This window comes from Leptolyngbya sp. CALU 1928 (assembly GCF_056784215.1).
In genome coordinates this window covers 1,954,934-1,976,070 of record NZ_JBXBCE010000001.1, presented here as the reverse complement: position 1 = coordinate 1,976,070, position 21,137 = coordinate 1,954,934, and the positions used below count along the sequence as shown (strand labels likewise).

General features: G+C 48.8%; 17 protein-coding genes. 13 read left to right on the top strand and 4 right to left on the bottom strand.

Going from position 1 to position 21,137, the window contains the following annotated elements; genetic code table 11:
* Positions 1-6: 6 nt before the first annotated feature.
* From AC1S5B_RS09175 to AC1S5B_RS09160, 4 genes are all read left to right on the top strand, one after another.
* On the top strand, positions 7-159 hold the full coding sequence (locus AC1S5B_RS09175; RefSeq protein ID WP_482035368.1) for a hypothetical protein: 153 nt from the start codon (positions 7-9) through the stop codon (positions 157-159).
* A 610-nt stretch (positions 160-769) separates the two neighbouring features.
* On the top strand, positions 770-1,096 hold the full coding sequence (locus tag AC1S5B_RS09170; RefSeq protein ID WP_482035367.1) for a PleD family two-component system response regulator: 327 nt from the start codon (positions 770-772) through the stop codon (positions 1,094-1,096).
* A 55-nt stretch (positions 1,097-1,151) separates the two neighbouring features.
* On the top strand, positions 1,152-2,231 hold the full coding sequence (locus AC1S5B_RS09165; protein WP_482033858.1) for an ISAs1 family transposase: 1,080 nt from the start codon (positions 1,152-1,154) through the stop codon (positions 2,229-2,231).
* A gap of 12 nt (positions 2,232-2,243) precedes the next feature.
* The gene (locus tag AC1S5B_RS09160) at positions 2,244-2,942 is read left to right on the top strand and encodes a GGDEF domain-containing protein (RefSeq protein WP_482035366.1); all 699 of its coding nucleotides are present in this window, start codon (positions 2,244-2,246) and stop codon (positions 2,940-2,942) included.
* A gap of 50 nt (positions 2,943-2,992) precedes the next feature.
* Here AC1S5B_RS09160 and AC1S5B_RS09155 read toward each other — a convergent pair whose 3' ends face one another.
* Both AC1S5B_RS09155 and crtO read right to left on the bottom strand, forming a co-directional pair.
* Positions 2,993-4,132, bottom strand: coding sequence for a saccharopine dehydrogenase family protein (locus AC1S5B_RS09155; RefSeq protein ID WP_482035365.1), 1,140 nt, complete (start codon positions 4,130-4,132; stop codon positions 2,993-2,995).
* Position 4,133: 1 nt separating this feature from the next.
* On the bottom strand, positions 4,134-5,831 hold the full coding sequence (gene crtO / locus AC1S5B_RS09150) for a beta-carotene ketolase CrtO (RefSeq protein WP_482035364.1): 1,698 nt from the start codon (positions 5,829-5,831) through the stop codon (positions 4,134-4,136).
* 589 nt (positions 5,832-6,420) lie between these two features.
* On the opposite strand from crtO, the gene AC1S5B_RS09145 reads away from it, so the two are divergent.
* From AC1S5B_RS09145 to AC1S5B_RS09135, 3 genes are all read left to right on the top strand, one after another.
* Entirely contained in the window at positions 6,421-8,646 is a 2,226-nt protein-coding gene (locus tag AC1S5B_RS09145; protein ID WP_482035363.1) for an adenylate/guanylate cyclase domain-containing protein, read from the top strand.
* A gap of 59 nt (positions 8,647-8,705) precedes the next feature.
* Positions 8,706-9,701 carry a pentapeptide repeat-containing protein gene (locus AC1S5B_RS09140; RefSeq protein WP_482035362.1) on the top strand — a complete coding sequence of 332 codons (996 nt, stop codon included), beginning with the start codon at positions 8,706-8,708 and terminating at the stop codon, positions 9,699-9,701.
* A gap of 158 nt (positions 9,702-9,859) precedes the next feature.
* Complete coding sequence (locus AC1S5B_RS09135) at positions 9,860-11,107, top strand: glycosyltransferase (protein WP_482035361.1); 1,248 nt, start codon at positions 9,860-9,862, stop codon at positions 11,105-11,107.
* A 2-nt stretch (positions 11,108-11,109) separates the two neighbouring features.
* Here the strand turns inward: AC1S5B_RS09135 and bchD are convergent, their stop codons facing one another.
* On the bottom strand, positions 11,110-13,239 hold the full coding sequence (gene bchD, locus AC1S5B_RS09130; protein ID WP_482035360.1) for a magnesium chelatase ATPase subunit D: 2,130 nt from the start codon (positions 13,237-13,239) through the stop codon (positions 11,110-11,112).
* 248 nt (positions 13,240-13,487) lie between these two features.
* Here bchD and AC1S5B_RS09125 point away from each other — a divergent pair, with 248 nt between their 5' ends.
* From AC1S5B_RS09125 to clpB, 6 genes are all read left to right on the top strand, one after another.
* The gene (locus AC1S5B_RS09125) at positions 13,488-13,967 is read left to right on the top strand and encodes a hypothetical protein (protein WP_482035359.1); all 480 of its coding nucleotides are present in this window, start codon (positions 13,488-13,490) and stop codon (positions 13,965-13,967) included.
* A 31-nt stretch (positions 13,968-13,998) separates the two neighbouring features.
* Positions 13,999-14,973 carry a cytochrome c biogenesis CcdA family protein gene (locus AC1S5B_RS09120; protein WP_482035358.1) on the top strand — a complete coding sequence of 325 codons (975 nt, stop codon included), beginning with the start codon at positions 13,999-14,001 and terminating at the stop codon, positions 14,971-14,973.
* A 149-nt stretch (positions 14,974-15,122) separates the two neighbouring features.
* Entirely contained in the window at positions 15,123-15,827 is a 705-nt protein-coding gene (locus tag AC1S5B_RS09115; protein ID WP_482035357.1) for a GDSL-type esterase/lipase family protein, read from the top strand.
* 49 nt (positions 15,828-15,876) lie between these two features.
* Positions 15,877-16,461: an RdgB/HAM1 family non-canonical purine NTP pyrophosphatase gene (rdgB, locus tag AC1S5B_RS09110; protein ID WP_482035356.1), complete on the top strand. Its 585-nt coding sequence runs from the start codon at positions 15,877-15,879 to the stop codon at positions 16,459-16,461.
* 372 nt (positions 16,462-16,833) lie between these two features.
* The gene (locus AC1S5B_RS09105) at positions 16,834-17,574 is read left to right on the top strand and encodes a sugar transferase (RefSeq protein WP_482035355.1); all 741 of its coding nucleotides are present in this window, start codon (positions 16,834-16,836) and stop codon (positions 17,572-17,574) included.
* 273 nt (positions 17,575-17,847) lie between these two features.
* On the top strand, positions 17,848-20,484 hold the full coding sequence (clpB, locus tag AC1S5B_RS09100) for an ATP-dependent chaperone ClpB (protein ID WP_482035354.1): 2,637 nt from the start codon (positions 17,848-17,850) through the stop codon (positions 20,482-20,484).
* A gap of 55 nt (positions 20,485-20,539) precedes the next feature.
* Here clpB and AC1S5B_RS09095 read toward each other — a convergent pair whose 3' ends face one another.
* Positions 20,540-20,860, bottom strand: coding sequence for a hypothetical protein (locus AC1S5B_RS09095; protein ID WP_482035353.1), 321 nt, complete (start codon positions 20,858-20,860; stop codon positions 20,540-20,542).
* Between the last annotated feature and the right edge of the window lie 277 nt (positions 20,861-21,137).

Below are 21,137 nucleotides of genomic sequence, written 5' to 3'. Positions count from 1 at the left end.
TTAGAAGTGGTTGCAAAAGATTATGCCGGATTCAACACGAACAGACCTAAAAAACAAGGCAGTGTATTCAACGCGATCGCAATTGCGATCGCAGCAGATTACAGATATAAACCTGCCTACCAGTCGCTTTTCGCCCTTGATTTGTTCCAATCCCGGTAAAGTATCGCAGTATAACCGGAGCTATTCCCGCAAACGCACGGTTTTAATTAGGGCAGCACCCCTTTACGGTAAATGGTGGTGCTCTAGTTCAATGAATCTAGTAACTTTTAACTATTGCTGAGAGATAAATAAAGGCATATCTTATCTAGCATCTCATCCTACTGAGTTGCCAATAAAACATAAAGCCTTGCGAGGTCATTTTAGCTGTTCAGCACTTAACACATTAAAAGTAAATTCATTTAGCGGATTAATATGGCATATGTTTGTTTGGCAAACTTCTAAAACACCAGCCCATGAACTCTTTAAGGTCGATTAAAACAATTACGTTTGCCCAAAAATAGGATCTGAATGACATAATGCATGTCTTACCCTAGGTTCACTGCCTTTGACTCCTACTCTCTGCTATATTCAATTTTTCTCAGTACTGTTCAGAAAAAGAAAGAATAGGTCGTGTAGATACTGAAAGTATCAGTATATTTAGTCACCAACTTTTTCTATTGCTGATAGCACTTGCGCCCATTTTTCCATCGCTAAGTGCATTTACCGACTATGAGATTCGATACTTTATTGAAATCATGACCTGCATTGTCAGATTGGGCTACTAACATTGATGGACGCTTCAATTCTGTTGGTTGGAGGTGATGACTTTCTGGCAACACTTCTCGATCGAATTCATAATTTGCTGAACTGTACGGTGGAAGTTGCGTCGCGTCCTAGTGAAGCCGTGCCACTGATTCAAGCGCAACAACCTGACTTGATTATTTTGCAGGCAAATCAACCCGGCAGCCTTGAACTTTGTTATGAGATTAAAGGGCAGGCAAAACTTGCATGGATTTATTGCTTATTACTAGAAATTCCGACTCAAATGTTGGAGCCTGACCTGAAGCAAACCTGGGAGATGGAAGCTCGAACTGAGGCTTTGGAAGGGCAGGGCTAGTTCATCAGTGGTAGAAAAATGATAATGGGTGATGCTCTTTCACCCCTAGCTAGCCATGAGCCTGATTGATGCTCTCAAACAAGTACGAGACTATCGAACCCAACCCCAGTATCCATTGTGGGTGATTTTGTTGCTGGTACTGATGGCAACGATGAGCGGGTGTGTGGGGTATCGAGCGATCGCGTGCTTTGTGGAGCGCCATCAAACCCAATTGTTAGGGGTACTCGAAGTGCCCTATGAGCGGTTACCCTGCTACTCGACGATTCGCCGCGCTTTGGTGCGAGTGGACTTTGAGGCGTTAACCGAGGTTTTCAATCAATGGGCACAGGAAACGGTTGAGCTGGAAGAGCAAGCCGCTTGTGCCGTTGACGGCAAGAGCATCCGAGTCAGTCTGAGAGATTACGACCAGGCGTATCAAGATTTTGTCAGTGTGGTGTCGGTGGTCAGCACTCGACTGGGACTGGTCGTTGGGGTGCAATCCATGCACAACAAAACGAGTAGTGAAATTGTAACGGTACAAACCTTGTTGGAGCACCTTCAGTTGCAAGGGGTGTGTTTTAGTTTTGATGCCCTGCACGCCAAAAAAAAAACAGTTCAGCAAATTATAGCCAGTCAGAACCACTACTTAATTGCCATCAAAGGGAATCAACCCAAATTATTAGCCCAAATCCAGCAGCAGTTTGAACACTCGTCTCCCCTCAGTTGTCACGTGGACTCAGAGCGGACGCGCAATCGCTCAACCCAACGCCGTGTGTGTGTATTGGAGCCAAGTGCCACCATTGACCCAAGTTGGGTCGCTCTTAAACGAGTGATTCGGGTCGAACGCACCGGACTAAGAGCAGGCATACCCGTTTCACAGACGGTGTTTTATATCAGTTCGCTGGCAACCGATGCCGCCGAGTTTGCCCGTCGTATCCGGCAGCATTGGCACATTGAGAATCGCCTCCACTGGTGTAAAGATGTGGTCTTTCAAGAAGATACGACTCCACTGTGTGAGGGTCACGCTTTGATTAATATGGCAATTGTGCGAACCTTTGCCCTTAATCTCTTCCGGCAGCATGGGTTTGACTCTTTGACTCAGGCGATTCGACAGGTTGCTCATGATATCCCTCGCCTATTTTCCTTCTGCCAATGAATCAGCCCTGCTTTGGAAGGGGGAGGCGATGGCTATCTATGGCTTCCTCAAAAGGATGCTCAAGGTGAAGTATTAAAACCAGATGAAACCGCAAAGCAAGATCGCTTATTACGATCGCAAATTTTAGCTGGGGTACGAGCAGTCAAAACCCATCGTGAGCTAATGCGAACCAACGACATTTTGTCAGCGATCGCGCTATCTGATCCCCTTACCGAACTGAATAATCGCCGCGCCCTAGATTGGGAACTGCCAAGGCAAATTCAGAATGCTCAAACGCGATCGGAATCCCTTAGCTTAGTCATGTTAGACATAGACTACTTCAAGCGGATTAACGATACCTACGGTCATCCCATTGGCGATCGCGCCTTGCAACTGGTTTCTAGCCGTTTACGCCACAATCTCAGATTTCGCGATACTCTATTTCGCTATGGCGGCGAAGAATTTGTGATTATCCTTAGCAACACTGATGAAAGTGAAGCCGATTTGGTGGCTCGTCGCCTGTGCCGCTTAATTGGCGAACAATCTTTCACAATCGATGAAGGACTTGACCTAACAATTACCATCAGCGCCGGAACTGCCACCCTGAAAAGCACGGATGATGGGCGAGGGGTGAGTTTGCTCAAACGGGCAGACCAAAACCTGTTGAGAGCCAAATCTACGGGACGAAATCGGGTGGTCAGCAGCCTAGAAATCACGACGGAGGAGGATTAGGAGTTTTGAGTTTTGAGTGCGAAGGTAAAAAATATTTTGAGTTTTGTTCTTTACCTTTTACCTTTTACCTTTATATCCCTCGCCTTTTCTCCAATAGACTGCTGAGTTTGGATGCCGCGTTTTTGTAGAGTTTGTTGAAATAAATCAGTTGGTAGGGCTTGTTCCACGACCCATACACCTGGTTTGTTGAGTTGCTTGGATAGCAGCAATTCGGCAAGACTACCGGTGCCACATCCTGCCGCGATCGCGGTGTTGGGGTGCGTCAGCGTAGAGCAAACTTGAGTGGCTTTGCCGTCTTTTGTTCCAGTGACCTCAGAGCGAATGGCGACCCCAATGCCGCTAAAGTTATCGGTGACATCGGTCATAAAGTGGCTTACCTGGGACAAAAATTCAATCACAGGCGTTTGTTTTAGCAGCCAGGGATGCCACCATCGGGCAACGCTCCAAGTGAGATGATTGTAGAAATCGGGGAGGGTGCCAAACTTGGTGATTACGGTTTTGACGGGGAAGGTGCTGGACAGCGTAAAGGTTTCGGGCATGTCAAACCAGTAAACGCCTGTGCGTCCATAGGGCGCAGGAAATTCAATGGTTTCGCGATCACTGTAGGGTTTCACCGTCTTCCACGCGCCATCTATCCAGGCTTGAAACGGCTTTTGCAGTCCCAGAAAGGTAGTTCGCATCACCGTTACACCAGCCCCCCCCGACCCAGCAACGGCATAGCTCAGGTGAATCATCTCCGCTTCGTCCAACTGCTCCACGTCTTGCCGCACCATGCTGTTGGAAATACCTGGAAAAATGCCTGTGTTGACAATCGCGGTCATGCCTGCGGTTTCTGCGGCGGCGCTCCAACTCATCGCTTTGCGGGTAAACGAGGGATGATCGCTGACATCGAGATAGTTCACCCCATGCTGGATGCAGATTTCTAGCACTTGGGTATCGCGGTAGTGAAACGGGCCAGCACAGTGAATCACTAAATCGGCTTGGGAAATTGCTTGGGTCAATCCTTCGCTGTCGCTGAGATCTAGCGACAAAAACTGCCCGCGTGATCCCAAGCGATCGCAGACTTTTTTCCCTAGAGTCGAATTGCGTCCTGCGATCACGATTTCTGCCGACGTAAACGCGAGTAGATCCGCCGCGACGCTGCTGCCAATCCGCCCACTGCCTCCCAAAATCAAAACCTGTGCGTTCATATCACCCCATCATATGTTTAGCGACTGACGCTAAAGAGTTTTTGGCATCTTTGAACGCTTGGGCGATCGGTTGCTGCGTATGCAAAAACACCCGCGCACAATTGCGTCCCGGCATTCCCGATATGGAACCGCCCGGATGAGTGCCTGCCCCCGTGAGATACAGCCCGTTGATCGGAGTTTTGTAGTTGGCAATTTCTGGCAAGGGACGGAAAAAGACCATTTGTTCCAGGGTCATATCAATGTGATAGTAGTTTCCTTTACGCGATCCTAGGCGATCGCCCAGTTCGGCGGGGCTTTCCACTCGACGGGCAATCGTCGCGGTTTTGACGTTGGGGGCATACTCCGCCAGCTTATCAACCACGCGATCAGCAACCTGATGTTTCAGGTCATCCGTCCAGCCGGTGCCGCGATCGCCCGTTCCTTCCAATCCAGCAATATTGTAAGGCGCAAAGAATTCAATCCAAACCGTGTGCATTCCAGCGGGAGCCATGGTCGGGTCCAACATCGTGGGCTGCACCACATACAGCGACGGGTCAGCATCAGGAATTCGCCCCATCGCCGGATCGCTGTGGGCAATTTCCACATGGCGCACGGAGTCAGCAATCAGCACAGAACCGATCAGATACTCATCTTGATGGTTGTAGCGTTCAAATTTGAGCGGCTCCGACATTGCCAAATCCACTTTCAGAATGGTTTCGTTGTTGTTGACAATGCGCCGTTCCAGCCGTTCCCCCAAGTTCGGATCAGCCGCATCCACATTACTGCGATCAATCAGTGAGAATAACCGCTGGGCATCAATATTGGAAATGACACCCTTTTCAGCCCGATATTCCTGCCCGGTAGTTGTCCGCACCCCGATCGCCCGTCCATCGTCCACCAACACCTGTTTCACAATCTGCTCGGTCAAAATCTCGCCGCCTAATGCCTGCACCAGTTTGACCAAGGCTTGGGTTAACGCACCCGTGCCGCCTTTGGGTCGTGCCATTCCCGGATTGTGCCGCAGCGCCATCATAATGGTGCCGATGCCCAGGTTTTTTTGGGAGGGAGGCACGCCCATCTCGGCAGCCAGACGGGCAAGCGGAGCCTTCAAAAATTCTGAGTCGAACCATTCACTTAGCAAATCTTCAGCGCTAGACAGCATGGTTCGCACAAAATCCAAGGCTTTATTGGTTGAACCAATGACCGACATTAGATCTTTAATCTTATCTGGATCGTAGTTGCCAGCAATGTCGATTAGCGATCGCGGCGGCGCATTAAACATCGGAGTCATGGCGTGAATCACCCGCTGCCAATATTCGGTAAACTCAGCATACTTCTGAGCATCACGCGGACTGTAACGGGCAATCTCGGCACAGGTTTTTTCCAGCGATCGATGCCCTAAAAAATATTTACCATCCGGATGAGGGCAGAACACCACCGGATCACAAAACAAATACTCCAGCCCGTATTTTGTCAGTTCCAACTCTTCTATCACCGGAGCCAAATGAATAAATTCGTGGTCGATCGCACACAAATTGAACTTAAACCCAGGAGCTTCTTCCGGCATAGCCTCCTCCGTTGTGGCGGCTCCTCCAGGGACGGAACGCCGTTCCAACAGCAGCACCTTATAGCCTGCTTTCAACAAATAGGCAGCACAAACCAATCCATTGTGACCCGCCCCAATCACCAACACATCATAGGTTTGTTTCGTTGATTGCATTAGAACTCGCTCCAAACAAGATTCAACGGTTAAATTGCTGCTGAAATTAGCTGCTGAAATTAGCAACTCAAATAGCGGTGTGACAGGCGATGGAGTCGCTAGGGCAAATCACAGTAAACCAGCCATCTATAGAACACTTTACAAATAATTTATCCAGAGTATTCACCCCAACGGCATAAAAAGCAAATTGTGAACGTTAGCTGTAATAGCAATCCATACCGTTTTTATCAATCAGGCAGCATGTTCTTGGTTTAAAGGTTGATTTTTGTAGAGTCGTGCGAAACTGAGGCAACTAGGGCACTCTAATAAGAGAAGAATTAAGATTATCTATTGAGTGGGAGTATAAAGCATTTGAACTCTTGTCCAATCTAAGTTAGTCTAAACCTGCTTTCTATCGTCATCTCGGCGATCGCTCCTACCCAGTTGCCAAGGTCAAAATAGGCACCTAAGAAAGTCAGTAAAGTCGTTGGTTTTCGCTTTGATCTGTCGCTTTGACCATTTCCAAGTTTTGCCCACTGTGTTTCCTGCATTAATTGTTTCCTGTATTAATTTTTTGTAGCTTGAAAATTCTTTGCCGGTGATAACCCTCATGGAAGACGAGATCCTGACAGCAGACCTCAAGGGGCACCGCACGTTAGCAACCGTGGTGTTTACGGATTGCGTCGGCTTTAGTGCCAGGATGTCGGTGGATGAAGAGCATACTCTAGACCTGATTCGGCGTGATTTGGCACTCATGACGCGACTCTGTGGGCAGTTTGAAGGACGCGTCTTAAAGACTACAGGCGATGGGCTGCTGATGTGTTTTTCGAGTGCCGTCAAAGCAGTAGAATGTGCGATCGCGACCCAAGAGGCGATCAGGGGAACCGCTACTCTTCTGCCGCCCAAAGACTATTTGATGCACCGAATCGGCATTCATCTCGCCGATATGTACATCACTGAAACGGATGTTATGGGGAATGGGGTGAATATCGCAGCCCGATTGCAAACGGAAGCTGACCCCGGTGGAATTTGCATTTCCCAAACTGTTTATGAGGTCGCCAAGCACGGACTCCAGTTTGATACTCAGTATTTGGGACCCCGTGAACTCAAAAACATTCGCGAGGTGGTGCCCGCCTACAAAATTCTGGTAACCCCAGAAGACGAGATCGAAGACCCATACGACGACGCGGCGAAAAAGCTTGCCCAAAGCCCCAGTTTGGTGCGGATCAAAAAACTGCTGTATTACGTTTGCAAAAATCGTTGGGAAACTGACACCATCAAGCTCGATGCCATTCACCTGAAAGGGTTATTTCAAGAATTTTTAGGGCTTGCTTCTAACATTGAGCAATTAAGCCAACGGCTCGAAACCGCGATTAGAACCCTGAGCAAACAAACGGAGTATGCGCTCGTTGCCAAAGAACTGCTAGGTGAGGCAAATCGATTCTATTGCCCCACTCAACCAAATTCGGGAGCATCGTCTCAGGCTGAAGTTGTCTCGGATCAAACCAGACTGCTGTTTACGCCCATTGCGGCATTGCCTCAGCGTAGCGAAGTGGAGCCAATTTATCAGCAAGTTGCTCGCAGCATCGATCGCAGTAATGATCCAATTCGGCTGAAAAAGCTACTTTTTTATATTTGCCGCCGCCAATGGGAAAGTGACTTAACTCGGCTAACCCAAGTGGATACTGCCCTTCTGGTGCAAGAAATACACAGCGTGACAGTAGACGGAAACCAACTTCAGGAAACCCTAGCCCAGTTTGTGCAAACGCTGAACAAATCGGTGGAGTATGAAGTAGTTAGCAAAAGTTTAGTCACTTACTTTCTACCGCTTTATCCTGAGCTTCAGTCATCTGTTGTTGAAAGCACCCAGACATCGGCACCTCAATCTACTGCTACGCCTAAAAATTCTGCTACGCCTAAAAATTTTTCGTACCGCGACGTGGCTCATCAGATTGAGCAAAGCTCTTATCTCTTTCGCTTTAAGAAGCTGATTATCTATGTTTGTAAAAATCAATGGATTAGCGATCCTGGGCAGCTAGCAGCCTTTGATACAGTAGCGCTACTGAAGGAATTGCATACACTAGCTCCCACCATTCAGCGTTTACAAACAGAGTTAGAGGCAGTTGCGAAAACGCTCAGTAAGCAGGCGGAGTATAGGCTAGTTGCCAAGGAACTCATTAACAATTTGGGTTTGATGTATGCCGAATCAGCCGTCCGAGAGCGATCGCCTGCTAATCCTCAGCCCATCTCTTCCGCAGTTATCCCAGAAGTTCCTTCTGCCGATTCAGCCCCACCTGTGAAATCGGTCGCTAGCCTGTTCGATGTGCGATTAGGCATTTTGAAGTACACCAATCCGCTTCGAGCAAAAATCCTGGTCTTTTCCACGCTTCATTCTGACTTTACCTTTAGTCAAGAAGACTGGCGGGATCTAAAAGTGTATGAGTTGGATGGGTTGCTGCGAGAGTTAGTGCAAAATTTTCAAACCTATACTGATTTAGAAGCAGTGTTGTATCGTACAGCCCGACGACTGCCGGAACCCGAAGAAGGAGTGCAAGCTGCCGATACGATTATTAAATGTGTACGAACTTTGTATTTACACGGTAGTCCTGCATCTATTTTTGGGAATGCTGAACAAGCGACCCGGATTACTCTGGATGATTTTGAGGAATCGACCCAAGGCTCAACCATGCCAGACGCTGAGTTTGAACAAACTCAACAGTTATCTCCATCGAGGCGATCGCCCGACGCTTCCGAAGCGTGGAATAACTCAACTCGGTTGCTGCCCACTGCCGATGATCAGTCAGAAAAAACAGGCATCTTTAATGCTCAGGAGTAGGAGTTCTTGCCCATCTGCTGCCACACTGGATTACGAAAGGATAAACCCGGTTGATTTCCATGGATGCCAGTGAATTACTACAGCGCTATGATTCCGGTACTACAGACTTTCAAGGAGAAAATCTATGCGGCGTAGATTTAGATAGTGCCGATCTGATTGGAGTGAACTTCACAAACTGCGACCTAAGGGGCGCTAGCTTTGTGTTGGCATATCTGAATCGGGCAAATCTTAGCCGCGCTAATCTATCGGGCGCGCGCTTGTGTGGTGCCAATTTGAGTCAGGCAAACTTGCTCTCAACGAACTTGCGAGACACCGATTTGCACGGCGCAATTCTTTATGCTGCCGATTTGCGCGGGGCAGATATCGCATTAGCAAATTTATTAGATGCCAACCTGATTAGCGCCGATCTCCGCAACGTTAATTTAAGCGGTGCCTGCTTACGGGGTGCGTGCCTGCGGGGAGCCAATCTTCGCTATGAGAAGCGCTGCTATGACGGCGCAAATCTTCGGGGTGCCGATCTCCGCAATGCTGATCTGCGCGGTGCAAATTTAACGGGTGCCGACTTGAGCAAGGCAAATTTGAGCGAGGCAAACTTGAGTGAGGCAAGTTTACGAGAGGTCAATTTAACCGGGGCTGTGTTAGATGGCGCGGAGCTAAAAGGCACATTTTTGACGGATGCCATCCTAGTAGAAACGAGCTTTCGACAAGCGGTGCTAGTCAACGCCAAGTTAGAACGAGCAAACCTAACGGAATCAGATCTGACAAGATGCAACTTAAATGATGCCAATTTAACGGCGGCAATCTTGGCAAAGGTAAAATGCACTCAAGCCACCATGCAGCGATCGCGCTTTAACCGAGCCGATCTCAGCCGTGCCGACCTGCGCGGGGTCAATCTTAGGGACACAACGTTTATCGAAGCCTATTTGGGTAGAGCCGATTTGCGGGGGGCAAACCTAACGGATGCGAACTTGGCAAAAGCGGAACTGAGTAGCGCCAACCTCACGGGCGCTATTTTACGCGGGGCAACGATGCCCGATGGCTCAAATCACGAGTGATCTCAAGAACGAGAACTCTAACGCATATAAGATTGTCTAGGGTTTTCAACGGTTGTAGCTGTTTGTGCTTAGCAAGAACAATTTTTTCAGGCGATCGCACAACACAGGTCTAGCGATCTTGTTGTAAACTGCACAAGCGCGAACTTTATGTTTCCTTGATGTTCACATCGCAACAGCACCATTTACTATCTACCCCTACCGGGGCGCTGCAAGTATCTAGAAAGCCGCTTTGCTTTGGCGATCGCGAACTAGCGCCTTCGTATCCAGTGCTGTTCTCGCTAGTGGTGCCAACCTACAACGAAGGCAGTAATATCCAGGCGATCGTGCAGCGGCTAAGCGATCTTTTAGATGAAGCGTTGCCGAATGCCTACGAGCTAATCATCGTGGATGATGATAGTCCTGACCACACTTGGGAACAAGCGGAATCGCTGATTGCAGAGTATCCCAATCTGCGGGTCATGCGTCGTCAGCACGAGCGCGGCTTGTCTACGGCGGTAATTCGGGGATGGCAAGCAGCCCAAGGCGAAATTTTGGGTGTGATTGACGGGGATTTACAACATCCGCCAGAAGCGCTGCTGCAACTGCTGGCGGCAATAGAACAGGGAGCCGATCTTGCGGTTGCTAGCCGACATGTGGATGGGGGCGGGGTGAGTAGCTGGAGCGCGAGTCGCCGATTTTTATCTCGTGGGGCGCAACTGCTGGGGTTGGTGCTGTTGCCACGGGTGATTAGTCGGGTTTCTGATCCGATGAGCGGCTATTTTCTGGTGCGACGGGGCGCGATCGCTGGAGAAACGCTTGATCCAGTGGGTTACAAAATTTTGATTGAGGTGTTGGGACGGGGCGCGATCGAAGACATTGCGGAAGTGGGTTACGTGTTTCAAGAGCGCGAAGCGGGGGAAAGCAAAGTCACCTGGAAACAGTATTTTGATTATTTACAGCATTTGCTGAGGTTGCGAATTTCTTCCGGTCGGCTGGGTCGGCTGGGTCGCAAGCTCAATTTTCCGGTGGAGCGTTTCCTCAAGTTTGGCGTGGTGGGGCTGAGTGGATTAGCCGTAGATATGACGACGTTTTACTTGCTGTTTGGGGTACTGGGCTTTGGGCTAACTCGCAGCGCGATTTTCGCGGCAGAACTTGCCATTCTAAATAACTTTATTTGGAACGATCGCTGGACGTTTGGCGATCTCGCTCAACAGCAGCCGCAGAAACGCTTAGTGATTAAGCGATTTTTGAAATTCAATATCGTTTGCACCATGGGGCTGATTTTGAATGTGCTGCTGCTAAATCTGTTCGTGAATTGGCTGCACGTTAATCCCTATGTCGGGAAACTCATGGCGATCGCCTTGGTTACCCTGTGGAACTTTTGGATCAACCTGAAGTTAAGCTGGCGCGTGACTCAAGTGAAGTAACTCTAGCGAGATTTCATATCTGAAATGGCGTTTCTTGCCATAGACGCGATCGCTTGATCGGTTGCCTTGGGCAGGTGATAGTACTTGCCTCCGGCACTCTTTGCAAGTTCTTTGGCGAATCCCGTAGAAATGAACTTATTTTCTGTGTCGATCACGAGTAGCTGAAACCCGATCGCTCGAATTTTTCCCGCAATATTCAGCAGTTCTGCTTTGATGTCGGGCTTTTCGCCTTCCTCCATCGGTTCTCCTAGCGATCGTGCCAAGGGAATATTGCCGCGCCCATCCGTAATCGCCACAATTACCACCTGCCCAATATCGCCCGATTGCTGCGCGTTCATGCCGACTCGAACCGCTTGGGTCAGTCCATGCGCCAACGGTGATCCGCCGCCACACGCCATGCGATCCAACCTCCGTTTTGCCGCTTCAATCGATCGCGTGGGAGGTAGCAACACCTCTGCTTGTTCGCCCCGAAACGGAATCAGAGACACCTGATCACGATTTTGGTAAGCTTCCGTCAGCAATCGCAACACGGCTCCCTTTGCCGAGTTCATCCGGTTCAACGCCATCGAACCAGAGGCATCCACCACAAACACCACCAATGCCCCGGCTTTGCGGGCAAGTCGTTTGGCGCGAATGTCGGCTTGTTCGACAAACACTCGTTTTTGGGGTGCAGAATACGCGGTGCGGGGTACGAGGTTCAGATCTTCATTCCTGACTTGTGCGTCCCGACTGCGTTGGCGACGCGATTTTTGGTAAGGTGCAGCGGCTCGGAGGGTGGCATCTACGGCAATGCGGCGTACCTGACCTTTGGGCAACACGGGTTTGATATAGCGACCGCGATCGTCCGAAAAAATGATGGTGCGGCTCCCTGACTTACCGCGCTTGGTTGCCATCTGGGCAAAATAAAGCACTTCTGGATCTAGAATTACCCCTTCTGGATCAAATACAAATTCTTGCGGGACGCTATTGGGTTCCTCTGGCTCTTGATCGTCTTCGTTGTCTTTGTCTTCTTCATTTTCCTCGTCTTCTTGGCTCTCTTCCTCTTCTTGCTCTTGCTCCGACTGATCCTGTGGTGATGGTGGTGGTGGCGGTGGTGGCGGTGCGTCTTCGGGTGGGGTTTGCACGATCGTTGATCGCGGAACGATCACCAGTTCTACAGCACGACGCAAATCTTCAGCGCTGACATCGGTGCGCCCTTCCAGTGCCGCATGGGCTTTGGCAACACGCACGGCAAACAGTTCGGCTCGATGTCCTTGGACTCCACCCCGCAGAGCTTCCATGACTAAATATTCAATTTGCTCCGGCTGAATCCGCACGTCTTTGAGCCATTCCCGCGCCAAAATAATCTGGGTTCGCAGGGAATCGAGATCGTCGGTATATTGGCTCAAAAACGCTTGGGTATTGTTGGCATACTCGGTTGCCTGATCCACTGCCAAGACGCGATCGCTGAGATCCAATACTCCATCTGCAGACAGGGCGATCGCGATTCTATCCAGCAAATGCTCGCGCAAATCCCCTTCTTCTGGGTTATAGGTGGCAATCAGCAGCGGCTTACAGGGATGCCGAAAGCTAATGCCCTCCCGCTCAATCTGATTCCAGCCATCCGTTAGCACCGATAGTAGCAGATTAGAAATCTGGTCATCCAGCAAATTGATCTCATCCACATACAGCACGCCCCGGTGCGACTCTGCCAGTAATCCCGGCTGAAACACCGTCTCGCCGCGCTTAATCGACTGCGCCACATCCACCGACCCCAGCAGCCGATCCTCGGTGATGCCTAAAGGAATTTGGATAAACGGCGTGGGAATAATTTGAGTGGGGAGTGCGGAGTTTGGCAAATTATCTTCTCCTCGTTGCTCGCCCCTCGCCATTTCTCCCTCGATCGCGCCATCATCCCATTCATCGGGCAGATCGGGGTTGCAGTTGAGCGAGTTTTGCACAATCTCGATCGGGGGCAACAAGGCATGGAGGGCGCGTGCCATAACGGATTTTGCAGTGCCGCGCCGTCCAGCAATGACTACACCACCCAAACCGGGATCGATCGCTGCCAAAAGCAACGCTGTCTTGATAGCGTCTTGCCCAACGACAGCAGCAAGGGGAAAAGCGGTGATTGCAGGGCTAAGAACAGACATGAATACCTTTTAGAATAGGCTGCCAATCTCCAGCATACCAATAGATTGTGATGCCATAAGCCCTTGGTGGGGAAGAATCAGAAGCTAATTGATAGAGAATATTAAGAATGAGAATTTGATAAATTCAAGAAATTGACTAGTGAGTGAGGAGAATCACTGTTTTATGGGCATAACTAGAATGAAACTAGAGAGGGCTGTAATTAAAGTGAGCTTTGGGTTTGCTGCTGATTAGAATAAAAGATAGTTGCATGAGCGCTAAGAGAATTCAATGGGTAGGGGTGCTGAACCGGAAACTGCGAGTTGCGAAGCGATCGCGATGGGAATCGCGGTTGGGGGCAATACTGGCGATCGCCATACTGCTGGCAGGATCGGGCTGCACTCCTCGGCGTACCTCCATAACGAGTGACTCGGCAACGGCTGCACCGACTTCCCCTGCTACGATTGCCCTTGCCGATCATCTTAATCAGCAAGGCGCGAAGCTTTATACAACCTATTGGTGTCCTTATTGTCAGCGACAACAGGCATTGTTTGGCTCAGCCGTAGCTAAATTGCAAGTGGTAGAGTGTGATCCGAAGGGAGACAACGCCCACCCAGAGCAGTGTATTCAGGCGCAGGTCAGCAGTTATCCCACCTGGCAACTGAATGGACAGCTTTATCGGGGAATGCGATCGCTGGAAGAATTAGCAGCGCTTTCTGGCTATCAAAGCCCTCAACAGTTTGAAAAGTAATGTGTTGTTGCGGTTTGCAGACTAAATTGTTATGGCGCGTGTCAAGCTGTCCAAGTTACCCAATCACTCAATTTCCCACTCCAAGCATCTACTCTTACTGATCATCCTGTTTGGGGGCGCGATCGCTTTCGCATTACTCCTAGATGGAGTCATCCAAAGCTCAGTCTATCAATCGCTTCAGCAGTTTGCGTTTTGGATTGGCGATCGCTATGACCAGTGGTTTACTCAACATCAATATCAGATTAATAACCCATTAGCGCTGATGGGGTTCGCGTTTTTGGGTGGGCTAGTTGCCAGCATTTCCCCCTGCATTTTGTCCCTGTTGCCGGTCAACCTGAGCTACATTGGTACCCGCGAAATCACCTCCCGCCGCGATGCTTTTTTTAAGGCAGGCTCCTTCGTATTAGGGGTCGTCACTGTTCTCAGTTTGCTGGGGCTATTTTCCTCAGCAGCAGGGCTAATTCTGATTCAATTTCGAGGCTATATTCAGGTCGCTGTCGGCGCAATTATTGTGCTGATGGGGTTAAGCCTAGTTGGCGTTGTGCAAATTCCCCGATTGAAGCTAAACCGCTTCCCTGCATCGACTAGCATGGGAACCAATGCCGTTCCTTCTAGAGAGAAAATGTCTCGGCGATTCATAAAACGCTCCCTCCCAGAATCACGGCTGCAATCGGTCATCATCTCCTTTCTCACAGGTCCTTATGGGGTTGGAGTTACCTTCGCTCTCGTCAGTTCTCCCTGCACCAGCCCAATTATGATTTCAGTCCTCACCGCCGCCGCCGCCACTGGTTCACAATGGCAAAGCACCCTCGCCATGATTAGCTATGCGTTTGGCTACACCGCCATTATTTTTCTGGCTAGCTTATTCACCGGACTCGCCAAGCAAACCCGTACCTTATTGCTCCACTCCAACACCATCATTCGGCTTGCCAGTGTTGCCTTGCTGATGGTCGGTATGTTTTACCTGATTAATGGCAGCCAGTGGATCATCGCCACTTGGGCTTAGTCCCTACCGGAGATTTATCGCGCCGCAATTTGTTAAGGCGCATATATCGGAACATCTATTTGTCAAGCTTTGCAAAGTTCTTCAACCGATGATACAGTTTTGTTAACTTAAACGCTTGATCTACTGAGTTCCAAACACTGAAACACTCAATGCAGATTTTCAAATCTCTGGCTCTCCAAACTCAATCAACGCGCCCTCTAAAGATTATTGCAGTTGGAGACAGCATCATTTATGGGTTTGGCGATCCGGCAGGGGGGGGATGGATTGAACGGCTGCGACGTAGTTGGATGATTCATGGCAGTTCAGGACACGCCTTATACAATCTAGGTGTACGTGGGGATGGGGTACAACAGGTTGCTATCCGTTTAGAAAGTGAATTTCGGCTGCGGGGCGAATTGCGTAATCGAGTGCCTGATCTGCTGATTTTATCTGTGGGCACCAATGATTCGGCACGACTCTCCCGTCCCGATGGACGGAACTTTACAGACTTCAATCTTTTTTGTAGTGAAATGGAGCAACTGTTAAATCAAGCCGTGCAGCTATGCCCTGTATTATTTGTCGGGATGGTGCCTGTGGATGAATCGAAAATGCCGTTTTTGGACTGTCTCTATTACAATCACGCGGATCAGTTTCGGTATAAAGAGGCGACACGGTTAGCTTGTGAAGCGAGGCAGATTCCTTACCTGGATGTGTTTTCGGAGTGGCAATCCCAGGGAAGCCGGTGGGGTAGCGATCGCAGGATGAAAGATGGACTTCATCCTAATAGTATGGGATACGAGACTTTACTCGACCAGGTTTTAGACTGGCAAGCTTTTCACGAAAAAATGTCTGCGATCGCTCCCGTTCTAGCTTAATTTTGACAAGGAACCATTCACTAATCTCCGTGAGAAAAAGGAATTTTGGATGACCGCTTTGGTAGTTGCAACCGGAAATCCAGGCAAAGTCAAGGAAATGCAAGCCCATCTTGCCGATTTAGGCTGGGATCTACGCTTAAAACCAGCCGATCTGGAAGTCGAGGAAACAGGGACAACTTTCGCCGAAAATGCTTGCCTAAAAGCATCTCAAGTGGCACTGGCAACCAGGGAATGGGCGATCGCCGATGATTCGGGGCTAGAAGTGGAAGCTTTGGGAGGCGCACCGGGTATTTTCTCGGCTCGCTATGCTGACAATGATGATGCTTGCATTGCCCGATTGCTCAAAGAATTAGACGGTGAAGGGAATCGAGCCGCGCGGTTTGTGTGCGAGATCGCAATCTCACGACCCGATGGCACGATTGCCCTGCAAGCCGAGGGGTTTTGTCCGGGTGAAATTCTTCAGGCTCCACAAGGAAGCGGCGGCTTTGGTTATGATCCCGTTTTCTACAGTCCCGAACATCAGCTAACCTTTGCCGAGATGCCCCTTGAACTGAAGCGATCGATCAGTCATCGTGGTAAAGCTTTCCAGCAACTGATCCCGCAGCTTTCAACCCTGACAAGCCGAAAAAGTTGAGCTAATGCAGCTAAGTTTTGAACGAGCGTTAAAAACCTACTTTTCCACAAATGTTGTGTAAAGTACAGTTCTACGTATTAACCGATATAAGTATCTCTTTAGGTACATGACTTATTTCGTCAGGCGAAAAACCTTAAGAAATATAAATTCACTTTTATTGATTTTTTGATAATTAGAGATTATTTGGCTGTGTAATTCTACGAGAAACCCTGAAATGCTCTCTAGTTAGGCTTTCAAAGGACTTGTCTGCTTAGGCGACTGCGATCATTTCATCATTTCTTCACAAACCGTAAGAAATATAAAGTTTTCAAGAAGATTGGAATAGTGTTCCAACTGAGCATATTGCTAGTTTGGAAATTCCCTTATATTGTTGTGAAGCACACTCCGTATTTATACGGTACTCGCGTGATTCACTTAAAAGCGAAACTAGAAGCCATGCAGTCTGCACTACCAAAGAATGATTTAACGCCTTGTAGCTTTACCTCCCTTGAACCAAGAATTCCCCATCGCTCAGTGTCTTGTTTGTTTAAACGATTCATTGATATTGTTGGAAGTCTGATTGGGCTAGCCATTTTTGGGCTTATCTTTTTTCCGATCGCCTTGGCTATTAGACTTGATAGTCCCGGTGCCATTCTTTATTCTCAAGAACGCTATGGCTTAATGGGGCAGTCGTTCCGCATTTACAAGTTTCGCTCGATGGTGGAAAACGCAGAGGAGTTGAAAGCCCAAATAACAAATGAGGCGAAAGGATTAATTTTTAAGAACACAAATGATCCGCGCATTACACGAGTAGGGCGCTTTTTGCGAAAAACTAGCCTGGATGAATTTCCTCAATTTTGGAATGTGCTGAAAGGTGATATGAGCTTGGTTGGAACCCGCCCCCCCACGTCTGATGAAGTTGCCAGGTATAGTACCCACCATTGGCAGCGTTTGAATGTTAAGCCTGGTCTGACAGGAGAATGGCAGGTGAGTGGTCGGTCTTTGGTCAAGGATTTTGAAGATATTGTTCAGCTTGATCTGCGCTATCAAGCTCAATGGCATCGTTTCTATGATTTGGTTCTAATCTATAAAACTATTCTCATGATTCTAACTAAGCGGAGTGGTGCTTGCTAGAAATCAGATGATTATGGATTGCTATGCATGATTCAGTTTCTAAATTTTGAATACTCAAGTGAATGCAAATCCTCTTAGACAGTTGATCGCTAGACTGTTTAAGGGGATTTTTGTTGGGCGATCGCAGATGCTGATGGGTCAGTATCGTGTTTTTTACTATCAAAGGCGGTAAATACCCGTATTGAGTGGTGTGAAGACCGATCCGGGCGATCGCGATCCTATCCTTACAATAGAGAAGACGATTTTATTTATATTTTTATCTAAGGGGAGCCTATGCAACCAACCGACCCCAATCAATTTACAGAGAAAGCGTGGGAAGCGATCGCCCACACGCCTGATGTTGCCAAACAAGCGCAGCAGCAGCAAATTGAATCGGAGCATTTGATGAAAGCGCTATTAGAGCAAGATGGGCTTGCCAGTAGTGTGTTCAACAAGTTGAATGTGCCTGTGTCGCAGGTGCGCGATCGCACGGAAGATTTTATCCGCAAACAGCCCAAAATTTCGGGCGCAGGCGGCAGTGTTTATTTAGGGCGAAGTCTAGATACCCTCTTCGATCGCGCTGACAATCACCGGAAGCAGTATGGCGACGAAGTGATTTCAATCGAGCATATTTTGCTGGGTTTTGCTAAAGACGATCGCTATGGTAAAGCACTATTTACAGAATTCAAGCTCGATGAAACCAAGCTCAAGCAAGCGATTGACCAAATCCGAGGCAGCCAAAAAGTGACCGACCGCAACCCCGAAGGCAAGTATGAAGCCCTAGAAAAATATGGGCGCGACCTAACAGAAATGGCAAGGCAGGGCAAACTTGATCCGGTGATTGGGCGAGATGACGAAATTCGTCGCACGATTCAGATTCTCTCACGCCGCACAAAGAACAATCCGGTGTTGATTGGGGAACCCGGTGTGGGCAAAACTGCGATCGCCGAAGGACTTGCCCAACGAATTATCAAAGCTGAAGTGCCAGAATCTCTCAAAGATCGCAAGCTGATCTCTCTTGATATGGGTTCTCTTATAGCAGGTGCGAAGTATCGCGGCGAGTTTGAAGAACGGTTAAAAGCTGTCCTCAAGGAAGTCACCGAAGCGCAAGGACACATCATCTTATTCATTGATGAAATTCATACCGTTGTGGGTGCCGGCGCAACTCAGGGCGCGATGGATGCGGGAAATCTGCTGAAACCCATGCTGGCAAGGGGCGAACTGCGCTGTATTGGTGCGACGACCCTGGATGAGTATCGCAAATATATTGAAAAAGATGCCGCATTAGAGCGCCGCTTTCAGCAGGTGTTCATCGATCAGCCCACGGTAGAAGATACCATTTCCATTCTGCGGGGCTTGAAGGAGCGCTATGAAACACATCACAGCGTCACTATTGCAGATAATGCCCTAGTTGCTGCTGCGGTGCTTTCTACTCGCTACATCAGCGATCGCTTTCTGCCTGATAAGGCGATCGATTTGGTAGACGAGGCGGCAGCTAAGCTGAAAATGGAGAAAACCTCGAAGCCAGAAGAGATGGAGACGATTGATCGTCGTATCACGCAACTGGAGATGGAAATCCTGTCGCTTAAAGGCGCAATCGACTACGGATCACTCGATCGGCGACAACGCTTAGAGAAAGAACTCGCTAATTTGAAGGAAGAGCAACATATGCTCAATGCCCAGTGGCAGGCAGAAAAAGAAGTGAGCGATCAAATTCAAAAGCTGCGTGAAGAAATTGACCAGCTCAAGACCGAGCTTGAGCAAGTTAAAAATCCTCAAAGTCAAAACTATAGCCTGAACCGCGCGTCTGAAATTGAATACGGTCGATTGCCCTATTTTCAAGAGCAGTTTCAGAAAGCACAAGACCAATTTAATGAAGCGCAAACCAGCAGTAAGTCTCTGTTGCGAGAAGAAGTCACCGAAGCGGATATTGCTGAAATCATTTCTAAATGGACGGGGATTCCGATCAGCAAGCTGGTGGAATCAGAAATGCAGAAGTTGCTGCACTTAGAAGACGAACTGCATCAGCGGGTGATTGGTCAGGATGAAGCTGTGACTGCGGTTGCCGATTCAATTCAGCGATCGCGTGCCGGACTCGCCGACCCAAACCGTCCTATTGCTAGCTTTATTTTCTTAGGTCCTACGGGTGTAGGCAAAACCGAACTGGCAAAAGCTTTGGCTGCCTACCTGTTCGATACAGAAGAGGCAATGGTTCGGATTGACATGTCCGAATACATGGAAAAGCACGCCGTCTCTCGCTTGATTGGTGCGCCTCCTGGCTATGTGGGCTATGACGAAGGCGGGCAACTGACGGAAGCGATCCGTCGTCGCCCTTATGCGGTCGTTCTATTTGATGAAATCGAAAAAGCTCACCCGGATGTGTTCAACATTCTGCTGCAAGTGCTAGACGACGGGCGCATTACTGATGCCCAAGGTCACACGGTGGATTTCAAAAACACGATCATTATCATGACCAGCAACATCGGGTCGCAGTACATTCTGGATGTGGCAGGCGATGAAGATCAGTATGAGGAAATGCGGAGCCGCGTAGTTGAAGCGATGCGATCGCAGTTTCGCCCTGAATTCCTCAACCGGGTGGATGAGTTTATCATCTTCCATGGGCTGCAAAAATCTGAACTGCGGAATATCGTCAAGCTGCAAACGTTACGTTTAGAAAAACGCTTAGCAGATCGCAAAATGTCTCTGAAGCTGACCGATGCGGCGATCGATTTCATTGCCGAAGTGGGCTACGACCCCGTGTATGGCGCTCGTCCACTCAAACGTGCCATTCAGAAGGAACTGGAAACCGCGATCGCCAAATCCATCCTGCGGGGCGATTTCCATAACGGCGACACTATCTTTGTAGATGTGGGCGAAAACGAACGCCTTTCCTTCCAGCGTCTCCCATCTGAAGTATTGACGACTCAGTAAAATCGATTAACTTGATGAAGGAGCGATCGTTTCAGAAATGGGGCGATCGCTCGATTTATATTTTAGGAAGATGACGACTGATCCAATCGGCGTTTTCACGGAGGATATGCAAAATACCAGCGCGAATGATCATTTCCATGCGGAGCCGCTCTTGTAAAGGAGAAGAATCGTGAGCTTTAGGGCTATTAAATGATTCCTGTCTCTCTTCGACAGCGTAGCGGTTAGGGACATTACTGAGAATGTGGGCGATCAGCTTTTGGCGCAGTTCAGGCAGTAAAAAAGCGGTTTGATATGGATGTTCAGGGTATTCCTCTAAGACATATTCAATCTCTTGAAGAACTGTTGGCAACGTTAGATTGACTAATCCTTGGGACATGTTGACCTCTAATTTAAGACCATTGATGTAAGACGGTGGATAACCAAAGGGCGATCGCTGCAAACGTCGCCTTTGACTTATAAAATGGGCATCTCCTCATGACAATGATCACAGCGCCAGTAAATCCCACCCAAGCGCATGTGACGCAGTAAAGTCCTAGAACAGCATGGGCAAGTGTGTCGGGTGTTCATGGAGTGAGCGATCGTCGTTGTAGCGCTTAACTGGTGGCTGCGATCGAGTTTGAGATGCCTTGACATCGGTATTGGATAATTCAGTA